Genomic DNA, 13915 nt, shown 5'->3' with positions numbered 1-13915 from the left:
ATGCGCAAAGGTATAGTCCACTGTTCACCCGGCGGCAATAGTCTCCCCATTGGTAACGGCCCGCAGCGCTCAAAGCGTTGTCGGCGGTGCAGCATGTGCAATGTTCAGGGAGCCTGCATATTTGCGCCACGCGCCGTCCGAAGCACCGTTGATCACGACATTAGCGTCGTTTTGCTCGTTTGAACATAGAAACGAGCAGCTTTGCGCATCGCGGCTTGGTGTTCCGCGCACCTCGGGCGGGAGGCGCGGGGAGCTCGGCAACGGCTCTCCCGCTCGGCGACGGCTCACCCGCCCGGCCACCGGTTCCGGCCCGCCGCTCACGTTCCTTCCCGCCGATCAGCGGGTTCGAACCAACTGCCCCGGAAACGACAGGGGCCGCGCCCCTCCCGAAGGAGGAGCGCGGCCCGCTGCCTACGTGCAGACGGCTACCGTCAGCCGATCAGGCTGCGCAGCACGTACTGCAGGATGCCGCCGTTGCGGTAGTAGTCCGCCTCGCCGGGGGTGTCGATGCGCACGACCGCGTCGAACTCGATCTCGCCCGCCTTGACCTTGACGGTCTTGGGGGTGCGGCCCTCGTTCAGCTCGGTCACGCCGGTGATGGCGAAGGTCTCCTCGCCGGTCAGGCCCAGGCTGTCGGCGTTCTGGCCGGCCGGGAACTGCAGCGGCAGCACGCCCATGCCGATCAGGTTGGAGCGGTGGATGCGCTCGTAGGACTCGGCGATGACGGCCTTGACGCCGAGCAGCGCGGTGCCCTTGGCGGCCCAGTCACGGGACGAGCCGGAGCCGTACTCCTTGCCGGCCAGGACGACCAGCGCGGTGCCGGCGGCCTGGTAGTTCTGCGCGGCGTCGTAGATGAACGCCACCGGCGCGTCGGCCTGGGTGAAGTCGCGGGTGTAGCCGCCCTCGGTGCCCGGCGCGATCTGGTTGCGCAGGCGGATGTTGGCGAAGGTGCCGCGGATCATCACCTCGTGGTTGCCACGGCGCGAGCCGTACGAGTTGAAGTCGCGCTTCTCCACGCCGTGCTCGGTGAGGTACTGAGCGGCGGGCGTACCGGCCTTGATGTTGCCGGCCGGGGAGATGTGGTCGGTGGTGACCGAGTCGCCCAGCTTGGCCAGCACGCGGGCGCCGGCGATGTCGCCCACCGGGCTCGGGGTCTTGGCCATGCCCTCGAAGTACGGGGGCTTGCGGACGTAGGTGGACTCGGCGTCCCACTCGAAGGTGTTGCCGGTCGGGATCGGCAGCGACTGCCAGCGGTGGTCACCGGCGAAGACGTCCGCGTAGTCCTTGGCGAACATGTCCTGGTCGATGGAGCCGGCGACGGTCTCCTCGATCTCCAGCTCGGTCGGCCAGATGTCGGCGAGGAAGACGTCGTTGCCGTCCGCGTCCTTGCCGAGCGCGTCGCGGGTGATGTCGACGTTCATGTTGCCGGCCAGGGCGTAGGCGACCACCAGCGGCGGGGAGGCCAGGTAGTTCATCTTGACGTCCGGGTTGATCCGGCCCTCGAAGTTGCGGTTGCCGGAGAGGACCGAGACCACCGCGAGGTCGGACTCGTTGACGGCGGCCGAGACCTCCTCGGGCAGCGGGCCCGAGTTGCCGATGCAGGTGACGCAGCCGTAGCCGACCAGGTTGAAGCCCAGCTTCTCCATGTACGGGAGCAGGCCGGCCTTCTCGTAGTAGTCCATGACGACCTTGGACCCGGGGGCCAGGGTGGTCTTGACCCAGGGCTTGACCTGCAGGCCCTTCTCCACGGCCTTCTTCGCCAGCAGGGCGGCGCCCAGCATGACGGAGGGGTTGGAGGTGTTGGTGCAGGAGGTGATCGAGGCGATCACGACCGCGCCGTTGTCCAGCTCGTAGGTCGTCCCGTCCGGGGCGGTCACCGGGGTGGGCTTGGAGGCCTGGGCGGCGTAGGACGGCAGCACCTCGGCGAACTTCGCGGCGGCCTCGGCGAGGATCACGCGGTCCTGCGGGCGCTTCGGGCCGGCGATCGAGGGGACGACCGTGGCCAGGTCCAGCTCCAGGTACTCGGAGTAGACCGGCTCGTGCGACGGGTCGTGCCACAGGCCCTGGGCCTTGGCGTAGGCCTCGACCAGGGCGAGCTGCTGCTCGTCGCGGCCGGTGAGCTTGAGGTAGTTGATGGTCTCGGCGTCGATCGGGAAGATCGCGCAGGTCGAGCCGAACTCCGGCGACATGTTGCCGATGGTGGCGCGGTTGGCCAGCGGGATCGCGGTGACGCCGGCGCCGTAGAACTCGACGAACTTGCCGACCACACCGTGCTTGCGCAGCATCTCGGTGATGGTGAGCACCAGGTCGGTGGCGGTGGCGCCGGCCGGCAGCTGGCCGTTGAGCTTGAAGCCGACCACGCGCGGGATCAGCATGGAGACCGGCTGGCCGAGCATGGCCGCCTCGGCCTCGATGCCGCCGACGCCCCAGCCCAGCACGCCCAGGCCGTTGACCATGGTGGTGTGCGAGTCGGTGCCGACGCAGGTGTCGGGGTAGGCCTGGCCGCCGCGGACCATGATGGTGCGGGCCAGGTGCTCGATGTTCACCTGGTGGACGATGCCGGTGCCCGGCGGGACGACCTTGAACTCGTCGAACGCGGTCTGGCCCCAGCGCAGGAACTGGTAGCGCTCCTTGTTGCGGCCGTACTCGATCTCGACGTTCTGGGTGAAGGCGTCCTTGGTGCCGAACTTGTCGGCGATGACCGAGTGGTCGATGACCAGCTCGGCCGGGGCCAGCGGGTTGATCTTGGCCGGGTCGCCGCCCAGCTCCTTGACGGCCTCACGCATGGTGGCGAGGTCCACGACGCACGGCACACCGGTGAAGTCCTGCATGATCACGCGGGCCGGCGTGAACTGGATCTCCTCGCTCGGCTCGGCGTTCTGGTCCCAGTTGCCGAGGGCGCGGATGTGGTCGGCGGTGATGTTCGCGCCGTCCTCGGTGCGCAGCAGGTTCTCCAGCAGCACCTTGAGGCTGTAGGGCAGCCGCTCGGAACCCTCGACGGCGGAGAGCTTGAAGATCTCGTACGACTCGTCGCCCACCTGCAGCGAGCTGCGGGCGTCGAAGCTGTTCGCGGACACGACTGACTCCTTCTAGGTGCTTCGTGCTAGGTGCTTCCTGCGGCTGCATGGGCTCGGGTGGACCACGCGCTGAAGCCCGGATCGCCTCTCGGCAGTTATCTTGACGTCAAGATAAAGCATAGTGCGAAGTTATCTCGATGTCGAGATAAACCATAGTGCATGGGTGGACACGGAGCGCCCTCAGGCACCCCCTTGGCGCGTCCGCGTTCCGGTGCCCACCGGCGCGGTTGGACGCACGCCCGGGGTCGCACGAACGGCTACGGTAGCCCCCATGATCGTTGTCGATGCCTCCGCCCTGGTGCTCGCGCTGGCGGAGAAGGGTGAGCGCGGCACCGCGGCCCGGGCCGCACTCGCGGCGGATCCGCAGTGGGCCGCGCCGGAGCACCTGTTGATCGAGGTGATGCAGTCGCTCCGGGGCCGCTACCTGGCCGGGGAGAACACGGCCGAGCAGGTCGCCCAGGTGGCGGCCGAGCTGCCCGCGATCGCGTTCCGCAAGGTGGAGCTGGCGCCGCTGCTGGGCCGGATCTGGGAGTTGAAGGACAACCTGACGCCCGACGACGCCGCCTACGTCGCGGTCGCCGAGCTGCTCGGGGCGCCGCTGGTCACCGCGGACCTGCGGCTGAGCCGGGCCAGCGGGCCGCGCTGCGAGATCCGGGGGATCACCGCGCCGGCGGCCGCGAAGCCGGCCGCCGGCGGGTAGGCAGCGGTCAGGGCCACGGGCGCCCGGAGCAGGCAGGGGCGCCCCCGCTCAGTCGCCCAGAGTGGCGACCAGCACCGCCTTGATCGTGTGCAGGCGGTTCTCCGCCTGGTCGAAGACGATCGAGTGCGGCGACTCGAAGAGCTCGTCCGTGCACTCCAGCTCGGCCAGGCCGGTGCTCTCGAACAGCTGCCGGCCGACCGCCGTCCCCAGGTCGTGGAAGGCCGGCAGGCAGTGCAGGAACTTGACCTGCGGGTTGCCGGTGGCCCGGACGGTGTCCATCGAGACCTGGTACGGCAGCAGCTGCTCGATCCGCTCGGCCCAGACCTCCTTGGGCTCACCCATCGACACCCAGACGTCCGTGTAGAGGAAGTCGGCGCCGGCCACGCCCGCCGCCACGTCCTCGGTGAGGGTGATCCGGGCGCCGCTCACCGCCGCGAGGCGCTCGGCAGAGGCGCGGACCTCCGCGCCCGGCCAGTACGCCTCGGGGGCGACGATGCGGATGTCCAGACCCAGCAGCGCGCCGGTGACGAGGAGCGAGTTGCCCATGTTGTAGCGGGCGTCGCCCAGGTAGGCGAGCGCCACCTCGGTCAGCGGCTTGTCGCTGTGCTCCTGGACGGTGAGCAGGTCGGCCAGCATCTGGGTGGGGTGCCACTCGTCGGTCAGGCCGTTCCAGACCGGGACTCCGGCGTGCGCGGCCAGCTCTTCGACGATCGCCTGGCCGTGCCCCCGGTACTCGATGCCGTCGAACATCCGGCCCAGCACCCGGGCGGTGTCCCTGACCGACTCCTTGTGGCCGATCTGCGAACCGGACGGGTCCAGGTAGGTGGTGGCGGCACCCTGGTCGGCGGCGGCGACCTCGAAGGCACAGCGCGTCCTGGTCGAGGTCTTCTCGAAGATCAGCGCGATGTGCTTGCCGCGCAGCCGCGGCTCCTCGGTGCCGGCGTACTTGGCAGCCTTGAGCTGGGCGGCGAGGTCGAGCAGGAACCGGAACTCCTGGGCCGTGAAGTCGAGTTCCTTGAGGAAGTGCCGGTTCCTGAGGTTGCGGGCCATGCCGGACTCCTGGAATGACGGGACGGGTGGCAGACGAGGACTTGGCAATAGTATACGAATACTCGAATTTATATGCAGCAAGGTCCGTGGTACTGCCCGGAATCGGGCCGGCCCGCCACCCGGAGGGGGTGACGGGCCGGCCTTCCACTACAGCCGCGGGTCCACCGGCTCCGACTCCAGCGCGAGGACGGCGAACACCGGCTCGTGCACCCGCCAGAGCGGCTCGCCGCCCGCCAGCCGGTCCAGCGCCTCCAGGCCCAGCGCGTACTCGCGCAGGGCGAGCGAGCGCTTGTGGCCCAGCGCCCGCTGGCGCAGCGCATCGAGGTGCTCGGTGTAGTCCGGACCGTAGATCAGCCGCAGGTACTCCCGGCCGCGGACCTTCAGCCCCGGCTGCACCAGGCCGCCGGGCCGCCCCTCCCCCGGCGCGGTGCGCACCAGCGAGGCGAGCGGCTTGACCACCATGCCCTCGCCGCCGGCCCCGGTGAGCTCCTCCCACCAGGCGATGCCGGCGGCGATCGAGGCCTCGTCCGTGGTGTCCACCAGGAGGCGGCCGGTGGCCCGCAGCAGCGGCTCGGACTGAGCCGTGCCGTCCGTGTGCTGCCGCGCCTGCTGCCCGGCCCTGGCCTGCTCGGCCACCCACTGCTCGTCGGCCGCGACCAGGCGGTCGATCCAGGCGAGGTGCTCGTCGTGCGGGCGGACCGCGAGGTTGGCCCCCTCGGCGGCCAGCACCTGGAAGGGCGCGAGCCGGACCCCGGAGAGCCCCTCGGTGGGCCAGCAGTAGCGACGGTAGGCGGCGCTGAACGCCTCCGCGTCCGTCACCCGGCGCCGATGACGCTCGGTCAGCTCGGCCAGCCCGTCGATGCCGCGGGCCCCGGTGCGCTCCAACGCGGCCAGCACCTCGGGCAGCGCCGACCGCGCCGCGGCACCCACCGCCGCGTACTGGCGGCGCAGCAGCTCGACCGCCTTCAGCGACCAGGGCAGCAGCTCGGTGTCGAGCAGCAGCCAGTCGGTGGCCAGCTCGGCGAAGAGGCCGGAGCGCTCGGCGGCGGCCCGCACCCGGTCCAGCAGCGCCTCGGTCAGCTGCTCGTCCCCGAGGAAGGCGCGCCCCGTCCTGGTCCAGATCGCGCCCGGCCCGACCAGGCCGAACCGCTTCTCCAGCGCCTGCGGATCGCGGGCCACCAGCAGCACGGCACGCGAGCCCATGTGCTTCTCCTCGCAGAGCACCTGGCTCACGCCGTCCGCCCGGTAGGCGAAGAAGGCCTCCTCGGGGTGCTCCAGGTAGCCCTCGCGGCGCGAGGTGGCACTCGGCGCCATGGTGGGCGGCAGGTAGCTGAGCAGCCGCGGGTCGAGGGCGAAGCGGCTCATCACCTCCAGTGCGGCGGCGGCGTTCTCCTCGCGGACCGAGACCCGCCCGTGCAGCGAGGTCTCCACCACCCGGCGGCCCGCCACGTCGGCGAGGTCCAGCGGACGGCCCTCCCGGGCGCCCGGGGCATCGGTGATCAACGGCCGCACCGGCGCGTACCACTCCTGCTCCGCCGGGACGGCGACCAGCTCGCGCTCGGGGTAGCGCAGCGCGGTGAGGCTGCCGCCGAAGACGCAGCCGGTGTCCAGGCAGATGGTGTTGTTGAGGAAGCTCGCCGTCGGCACCGGGGTGTGGCCGTAGACCACCAGCGCCTTGCCCCGGTACTCCTCCGCCCACGGGTAGCGGACCGGCAGGCCGAACTCGTCGGTCTCACCGGTGGTCTCACCGTAGAGCGCGTGCGAGCGGACCCGGCCCGAGTTGCGGCCGTGGTACTTCTCCGGCAGACCCGCGTGGCAGACCACCAGTCGGCCACCGTCCAGCAGGTAGTGGCTGACCAGGTCGCGCATGAAGGCCCGGACCTCGGCGCGGAACTCCTCCGGCTCGGCGGCCAGCTGGTCCAGCGACTCCTGGAGGCCGTGCGCGACGGTGACCTGACGCCCGGCCATCGCACGGCCGAGCTTGTTCTCGTGGTTGCCCGGCACGCAGAGTGCGTGGCCGGCCGCCACCATGCCCATCACCAGGCGCAGCACGCCCGGGGTGTCGGGCCCGCGGTCGACCAGGTCGCCGACGAAGACGGCCGTGCGGCCCTCGGGGTGCTCGGCGTCGACCGGGCGGCCCTGGTCGTCGCGGGTGAGGCGGTAGCCGAGCCGGGTGAGCAGGGTCTCCAGCTCGGCGCGGCAACCGTGGATGTCACCGACCAGGTCGAACGGGCCGGTGCGTTCGCGCAGGTCGTTCCACCGCTTCTCCAGCACGATCTCGGCGGCTGCCACCTCGGCCACCCCGCGCAGGTGGTGCACCTTGCGGAAGCCCTCGCGCTCCAGCCCGCCGAGCGAGCGGCGCAGCTCGCGGTGCTGGCGCGGGATGACGTGCCCGCCGAAGTCGCGATCCGGGCGGGAACGGTTGCGCTCGGCGCAGATGCCGGGCGGCACGTCCAGGACGATCGCGATCGGCAGCACGTCGTGCTCGCGGGCGAGCGCGACCAGCTGCTTGCGCGCGGCCGGCTGCACGTTGGTCGCATCGACCACGGTCAGGCGGCCGGCGGCCAGCCGCTTGCCGACGATGAAGTGCAGCAGCTCGAAGGCGTCGGCGGAGGCGGACTGGTCGTTCTCGTCGTCCGAGACCAGGCCACGGCAGTAGTCGGAGGAGATCACCTGGGTGGGCGCGAAGTGCTCGCGCGCGAAGGTGGACTTGCCCGACCCGCTGGTACCGATCAGCACGACGAGGGAGAGGTCGGTGACGGGCAGGCGCCGGGGCTTGGCGGCGCCGTCAGGGGTGTGCTGCGTCTCGTCGGTCATCGGTTCGCGCTCCTCTCGGGGTGCGGGACGGTGTCACTGGGCTCGGTGTCACTGGGCTCGGTGCCACGGCGGAACAGGGCGAGCTGGGTGGGCGGGCCCACCTCCGGGTCGTCCGGGCCCACCGGCCGGACAACCACCGTGTACCCGTAGTTCGTCGCGACCCGCTCGGCCCAGGAGCGGAACGCGCTGCGGTCCCACTCGAAGCGGTGGTCGGCGTGCCGGTGGTGCCCCGCCGGGAGGGTCTCCCAGCGGACGTTGTACTCGGCGTTGGGCGTGGTGACGATCACGGTCGCCGGGCGGGCCGCACCGAACACCGCGTGTTCGAGCGCCGGGAGCCTCGGCAGGTCCAGGTGCTCGATGACCTCGCAGAGCACGGCGGCGTCATAGCCCTTGAGCCGGGCATCGGTGTAGGTCAGCGCACCCTGGACGAGTTGCACCCGGGCGGCCTGACGCTCCGGCAGCCGGTCCAGGCGCAGCTTTCGGGTGGCGGCCGCCAGCGCGGTCACGGAGACGTCGACCCCGAGGATCTCGGTGATCTGCCGCTCCTTGAGCAGCGCTCCGACCAACTCGCCCTGACCGCAGCCGAGGTCGAGCACCCGGGCCGCGCCCTCCTGGCGCAGCAGCTCGATGATCGCCTCCCGGCGCCGGCGCGCCAGCGGAACGGGCTTCGCCTCCTCGGCGACGTCCTCGGCGGGCTCGCCGGCCGCCCCGGCCGCTGCACCCTCCTCGACCGTGGCCGGTGCGAGGGCCACCGCGTTGTCCAGTTCCTCGGCCTCGCGGTCGTCGGCCTCGGCCAGCCGGGCCAGCTCCAGGCGACGCATCGCCTCCGTGGCCAGCGACCAACGCCGGTGCAGGTAGCGGCGGGTGATCAGGGCGCGCTCCGGGTGGTCCCCGAGCCAGCCCTCGCCCGCGGCGAGCAGTTTGTCGACCTCGTCGGGCGCCACCCAGTAGTGCTTGGCCCCGTCCAGCACCGGCAGCAGCACGTAGAGCTGCTGCAACACGTCCGCCAGCACCAGGGTGCCGGTCAGCTCCAGGCGCTGGTAGCGCGAGTCGCCCCAGGCGGGAAACGCCTCGTCCAGCGGGATCGCGGACGCCTCGACCTGCCAGCCGAGCGGCTCGAAGAGCCGGTTCACCAGCGGGAGCCGCTCGTCCGACCGGCTCTCCCCGCCGCCCACCGCCACCGCCGGCAGCAGCACGGTCAGCTGTCGTGGCTGCTCGGCCAGACCGGGCCGCAGCTCGCAGACGCCCTTCATCGCCGTGCGGAAGACCGTGCGCAGCGCCACCGCGAGCAGCGAGGAGGCCGCGTACGGGCGGTCGTTGACGTACTGCGAGAGGGCGAAGTCCGGGGAACCGGCCCGCCCCCTGCCCCGGCTGCGCCGGACCAGCGTGATCGGGTCGATGTCCAGGAGAAGGGCGGCTGTGCACCGCTGCTCGCTCGCCTCGGGGTAGAAGACGTGCGCCTCGCCGTGGGACGTACTGAAGCGCTGCGCCTTCTCGGGGTGCTTGTGCAGCAGAAAGCCCAGATCGGTGGCCGGGTGCTCGGCAGTGCCTGTGGTGGAGATCGAGATGAACACCTGCTCGAGTATTCCTCTTCCGTCCGGCCCCGAGCACATGGTTTTGTGCTGGCCCCGGCTGGTCGGGCGGGCCGTGCCGAGCCGGCCGGCAGGCCCCGCGCAGCCGCGCGCGAGCCGCCGCACCCGTCCGCTGCATGGTCGGTTTCGGCAGGGCTGGCCGGAATTGGTTACCGTGCACGGTGTGACTGCTGAAACGACCTCCTCCCGCCTCCGTGGTGCCACCGCGGTCGGCCTGGCGACCATCGCCGCCGACGGCACCGTTCTGGACACCTGGTTCCCCGCCCCCACGCTGACCGACGAGCCCGGCCCGTCGGGTACCGAACGACTGACGGCCGAGCAGGCCGAGGCCGAGCTCGGCGCGGGTGCCGGCGCCGCACTGCGGACCGACGCCCGCCGCGGGGTCGAGGTCGTCGCGGTGCGCACCACGATCGGCTCGCTCGACGAGAAGCCGCTGGACACGCACGACGTCTACCTTCGTCTGCACCTGCTGAGCCACCGTCTGGTCCAGCCGCACGGGCAGAGCCTGGACGGCATCTTCGGGCTGCTGGCGAACGTGGCCTGGACGAGCATCGGCCCGGTGCCGGTGGACTCGGTCGAGCGGGCCCGGCTCGCCGTCCGCGCCGAGGGCGGTGCGCTGGCCGTCTACGGGATCGACAAGTTCCCCCGGATGACCGACTACGTCGCGCCGAGCGGCGTGCGGATCGCGCATGCCGACCGTGTCCGCCTGGGCGCCCACCTGGCCTCCGGCACCACGGTGATGCACGAGGGCTTCGTGAACTTCAACGGCGGGACCCTCGGCACCTCGATGGTCGAGGGCCGGATCAGCGCCGGCGTCGTGGTCGGCGACCACAGCGACATCGGCGGTGGCGCCTCGATCATGGGCACCCTCTCGGGCGGCGGCAAGCAGGTCGTCTCGGTGGGCGAGCGCTGCCTGCTCGGCGCCAACGCGGGCATCGGCATCTCGCTGGGCAACGACTGCGTGGTCGAGGCCGGCCTGTACGTCACCGCCGGCACCCGGGTCACCCTGCCGGACGGCACGGTCGCCAAGGCGGTCGAGCTCTCCGGCCAGGACAACCTGCTGTTCCGCCGCAACTCGCAGTCCGGCGCGGTCGAGGTGATCGCCCGCTCCGGTTCGTGGGGCGGCCTGAACGCCGATCTCCACGCGCACAACTGACCTCCCAGCAGACGAGGTCGAGCAGGTCGGCGCGGTGCCAGCGCGCCACCGCGACCGCACCGCGGTCCGGTCCACCGACAGCTCCTGCGGCCCCGGCCGTGCCACTCGGCACGGCCGGGGCCGCCGTGTTGACGGGGTCGGGCGGCGAGCGTGCGGGACCGAGGCGGTCAGGAGCGGCCCCGGCACTAGCCCAGGCGAGGGGGCAGGGCAAGCCCGGATCACTCGGGAGACTGAGCCGGGGCCGGAGGTGGACCTCATCGGGTGGTCGGCGGTGACCGGCCGCGCCGAGCCGTCGTTGCACTGACGGGGTGACACACCCCCGCGGAGCCCGGTCGCATCGTCATGGCCGCCGCCCGACGCATCAGATCGCACTCCCGAGCTGGAGGGTCCCCTCATGTCCGAGCCCAGGTACGAGGCGCCCTCCCCCGGCCTTCGGCCGGGGGAACCCCCATCACCGGCACCGCAGCCCACCGCGCCGGCCCCGGTGGCCAAGAGCCTGCTCGACCAGCTGCAGGAACTCCTCGCCTCGGTCAACGCCGATCTGGCCGACCTCGCCGGCCAGGGAGCCGAACCCGGCCCGGCCCTCGGCTCCGCCCTGGGTGCGCAGAACGCGGACTTCGCGGCCGCTCTGGAGCCCTCCAGCGCCCTCGCCGCGGACCGCCCGGGCTCGGCCGAGGCCCCTTGCGACCTGCGGGTCGGCGACCGGTAGCCCGCCGCGGGCGGCGTCGGACGAGTCGGCGGCGGAGCCAGCGTGATCACCAGCCGGGGCTCGTCGTCGGCCGAGCCGCCGCCCCGATCACCGGCCGCCGGCTCGCCCGACGCCGGTTCGTCGCCACCGGGATCGTCACCGCCCGGTCCGGCCTCGGCCTCACCCGTGAGCGCTCCGCCAGTGGGCGGCTCCTCCTCGGCCGCGCTCTCGTCGCCCGGCGGCCCCTCGAGCCGACCGATCGGCACGCCCATCGGCACCCGCCGCGGCACCCTGCCCAGCGACCGCCCCGACGGCGGGCCGACCGGGCCGGGCGAGGGAGCGGCTCGTGGGCCGGTGCCCGCGCGCCGATCACCATCGGGCTCGCCGTCGACCACCGGGCCGTCCTCGTGGGCGAGTCGGCGCAGCACCCGGAGCAGTTCGATGACCAGGGAGCGGCACTCGGCGCTGGCGTCGAGCCCGTCGATCGCCAGCCAGTAGGCCCCCTGCGCCACCGAGTCGCTGGAGCCGGCGATGGCGATCAACGCCTCCGCCGTCTCGACCAGCAGCAGCCGCAACTGCTCCAGCGGCGGCCCGAGTTCACCGACCCGGCTGAGCCGGTCGGCCCGGCTGGCCGCGGCCTGGCCCGCCGGCTCCACAGGGTCGGCCGCGGCTTCGAGCAGACTGACGGCATGCCGGCCGGCGCGGGCGAGCAGACGGGCGACGTCGGCCACCTCGCCGACCGGATGACCGCAGATCCGCTCCGCCAGCGCCTGGGTGAGCGCCGCCCCCTGCCAGGCCTCGGACAGCACCCCCGGCACCGTGCGGGCCTCGGCGAGCGCGCGGCGGGTGGTCTTGATCAAGCGCAGTGCGTCCATGGCGGCGGCCTGCCCTTCGCTCCGGTGTGGGCCTCGGGCCGCTCCGCTGAACGGCCCGTCAGGAGTCGAGGGTGCGTCCGAAACCCGGCCCGTGCAGCCGACCACCGCAGAACTGTGGACAACCCCGGGACTGTGGACAACCGTGCGGCACGATCATCGGATCACGGGAGCCGCGATCGGCCGGGCTCACTCGTCCGGCGCCGCCGGGAACCGCAGCTCGTTGCGGTCGATCTTGGCGTCCAGCGCCGCCAGCGGGTCCACCCCGACGGCCGCGCAGAACTGCAGCAGGTAGGCGAGCACATCGGCCACCTCGTCCCGCACCCGGTGCGCGTCCTTCGGGTCGTCCATCACGGCGGCGGCCTGCTCGGGGGTGAGCCACTGGAAGATCTCCAGGAGCTCCCCCGCCTCCACGCTGAGCGCCGCCGCCAGGTTCTTCGGCGTGTGGAACGGCTGCCAGCGGCGCGCGGCGGCGAACTCCGCCAGGCGTGCGGTGAGTTCGGTGAGCGTGGGCACGTCGGCCGGCGGCTGGGGATCTTCGGGTGCGGTCACCGGTCCAGGTCTACCGCATCCTCGGCCCCCGGCGCCGCGGCACCCCCGGGCTGGGGCGGCACCCGGTGCGCCGGCGACCGCAGCACGCTGTGCCCGCTGGTCGGATCGCGCCGGCACTCCACCAGCTCGATCCCGTCGACCGACTGGGCCGCCGCCGGGTCCTGCACCGCTGCCAGCAGCCGGAGATGCTCCTTGTCGCACATCTCCCGGGCCAGCCGCAGCAGGGAGGCCGTCTGCTCGGTCGCGAGACCGGCGCCCACGTCCTCGGCGAGCACCGCCAACTGCCGTCTGGCCCACGGCACCTCGATGGCCGGGTCGACGTCCAGCACGTCGGCCCCGGTGAGCAGCACGGCCGCGAAGGCGAGCACCCGCAGCATCCCGTCCGAGGCCTGGTCCGCGCCGGTGCGCCCGAGCACGCCCTCGTCGAAGACCGCGAGCAGCCGCTCCTGCACCTGGGTGCCGCGCCGCGCCACGTCCAGCCCGAGCAGCGGGTGCGGAGCCGCAGCCTGCACCGCCTTCAGCAGCCGGCCGTACCGGCGCGGGCACTCGCCCTGCAGCCGGGCCAGCACCGCCGACACGTTGGCGGCGCTCGGCAGCAGCCGGGCCTGCGGATCGGGCCGTGCCCAGCCGCGCATCAGCGCGGGGACGGGGTGCACCGGGAAGACCTCGCGCAGGGCGGTGAGCATCTGCTCGGCCGCGGCCAGCACCTTGCGCTCGCCCGCGGAGGAGCCGGCCACCCGCAGCGGGAGCTGGGCGGTGATCAGGCTGCCGCTGGGGAACGGCGCCCGGATGTCGCCCTGCCGGCTGTCGTTGTGCCAGCTGACGTTGACCCGGCCGCCGGCCACGTCCTGCTCGCCGGTCTCCATCAGGGTCCGCCCGTCGCAGGCCAGCCACTCGCGGGCCACCCGGACCCGTACGTCGGTCCGGATGACCAGTTCCAGGCGGATCGGGCCGGCGCAGGAGCGCACGGTGCAGCCGAGGATGATCGCATTGCGCCCGTGCGGGACGCAGCCGAGCAACCCGCCGCGGATCGGGGCGGCGAGCGGTCCGCCGGCACCGCCGATCCCGTCCAGCGAGGGCCGGACCTCCTCGCCGTGGGCCAGCCGGGAGAGCACCGCGAGGGCGTCCAGCGCATTCGACTTGCCGACGCCCGAGGGGCCGTGCAGCACGGTGAGCGGGGCGAGCGGGAGGGTGGCGCGGCGGTAGGACTTGAAGGAGGTGAGGCGCAGTTCCTCGACGGTGGGCCGCAGCGTCGGGCGGGCCTGGGGCCTGGCTCCGGCGGTCGCGGCGGCCGAGGGCTCGGTGGGCGGGGTGGCGGTGCGGCGCTGAACGACTTCGCTGGTCACCGAGCCGACCCTACGGACGGAACGTCGGAGCGCGGGACGCAGAAACGTGCCTGCGCCCGTCGATT

The 13915-nt window shown here is 72.6% G+C and carries 9 protein-coding genes and 1 pseudogene; 3 read left to right on the top strand and 7 right to left on the bottom strand.

The features are described 5' to 3' along the window. Positions 1 to 431 precede the first annotated feature (431 nt). Positions 432 to 3077, bottom strand: a complete 2646-nt coding sequence (gene acnA / locus OG294_RS27350; protein WP_327069192.1) for an aconitate hydratase AcnA — start codon at positions 3075 to 3077, stop codon at positions 432 to 434. 271 nt (positions 3078 to 3348) lie between these two features. On the opposite strand from acnA, the gene OG294_RS27345 reads away from it, so the two are divergent. Continuing rightward, positions 3349 to 3777 carry a type II toxin-antitoxin system VapC family toxin gene (locus OG294_RS27345; protein WP_327069191.1) on the top strand — a complete coding sequence of 143 codons (429 nt, stop codon included), beginning with the start codon at positions 3349 to 3351 and terminating at the stop codon, positions 3775 to 3777. 48 nt (positions 3778 to 3825) lie between these two features. Here OG294_RS27345 and argF read toward each other — a convergent pair whose 3' ends face one another. From argF to OG294_RS27330, 3 genes are all read right to left on the bottom strand, one after another. Further along, positions 3826 to 4827, bottom strand: a complete 1002-nt coding sequence (argF, locus tag OG294_RS27340) for an ornithine carbamoyltransferase (RefSeq protein WP_327069190.1) — start codon at positions 4825 to 4827, stop codon at positions 3826 to 3828. Positions 4828 to 4974: 147 nt separating this feature from the next. Then, a complete protein-coding gene (locus tag OG294_RS27335; protein WP_327069189.1) occupies positions 4975 to 7644 on the bottom strand; it encodes a polynucleotide kinase-phosphatase in 2670 nt (889 codons plus the stop codon). Beyond that, positions 7641 to 9218 carry a 3' terminal RNA ribose 2'-O-methyltransferase Hen1 gene (locus tag OG294_RS27330; RefSeq protein ID WP_327069188.1) on the bottom strand — a complete coding sequence of 526 codons (1578 nt, stop codon included), beginning with the start codon at positions 9216 to 9218 and terminating at the stop codon, positions 7641 to 7643. The genes OG294_RS27335 and OG294_RS27330 overlap by 4 nt, the downstream gene beginning before the upstream one ends. A gap of 181 nt (positions 9219 to 9399) precedes the next feature. Between OG294_RS27330 and dapD the strand changes: the two genes are divergently transcribed. Both dapD and OG294_RS27320 read left to right on the top strand, forming a co-directional pair. Beyond that, positions 9400 to 10392, top strand: a complete 993-nt coding sequence (dapD, locus tag OG294_RS27325) for a 2,3,4,5-tetrahydropyridine-2,6-dicarboxylate N-succinyltransferase (protein ID WP_327069187.1) — start codon at positions 9400 to 9402, stop codon at positions 10390 to 10392. Positions 10393 to 10786: 394 nt separating this feature from the next. After that, a complete protein-coding gene (locus OG294_RS27320) occupies positions 10787 to 11101 on the top strand; it encodes a hypothetical protein (protein WP_327069186.1) in 315 nt (104 codons plus the stop codon). Between the two features lie 419 nt (positions 11102 to 11520). Here the strand turns inward: OG294_RS27320 and OG294_RS41195 are convergent. From OG294_RS41195 to OG294_RS27310, 3 genes and pseudogenes are all read right to left on the bottom strand, one after another. Beyond that, a pseudogene (locus OG294_RS41195) lies at positions 11521 to 11955 on the bottom strand (DUF6099 family protein); the annotation flags it as partial. 186 nt (positions 11956 to 12141) lie between these two features. After that, positions 12142 to 12504: a nucleotide pyrophosphohydrolase gene (locus tag OG294_RS27315; protein WP_442789225.1), complete on the bottom strand. Its 363-nt coding sequence runs from the start codon at positions 12502 to 12504 to the stop codon at positions 12142 to 12144. Continuing rightward, entirely contained in the window at positions 12501 to 13850 is a 1350-nt protein-coding gene (locus OG294_RS27310) for an AAA family ATPase (RefSeq protein ID WP_327069185.1), read from the bottom strand. Before OG294_RS27310 ends, OG294_RS27315 begins: the two co-directional genes overlap by 4 nt. Between the last annotated feature and the right edge of the window lie 65 nt (positions 13851 to 13915).

The sequence above is a fragment of the Kitasatospora sp. NBC_01302 genome (genome assembly GCF_035976515.1).
Lineage (GTDB): Bacteria > Actinomycetota > Actinomycetes > Streptomycetales > Streptomycetaceae > Kitasatospora.
Note: the sequence above shows the minus strand (reverse complement) of the source record. Positions and strands in the feature narration are given on the sequence as shown.

What these genes read in the sequence shown, in the direction of transcription:
- argF (WP_327069190.1), bottom strand. Translation starts at nt 4,827, where the DNA reads ATGGCCCGCAACCTCAGGAACCGGCACTTCCTCAAGGAACTCGACTTC.
- OG294_RS27320 (WP_327069186.1), top strand. Translation starts at nt 10,787, where the DNA reads ATGTCCGAGCCCAGGTACGAGGCGCCCTCCCCCGGCCTTCGGCCGGGG.
- OG294_RS27345 (WP_327069191.1), top strand. Translation starts at nt 3,349, where the DNA reads ATGATCGTTGTCGATGCCTCCGCCCTGGTGCTCGCGCTGGCGGAGAAG.
- OG294_RS27335 (WP_327069189.1), bottom strand. Translation starts at nt 7,644, where the DNA reads ATGACCGACGAGACGCAGCACACCCCTGACGGCGCCGCCAAGCCCCGG.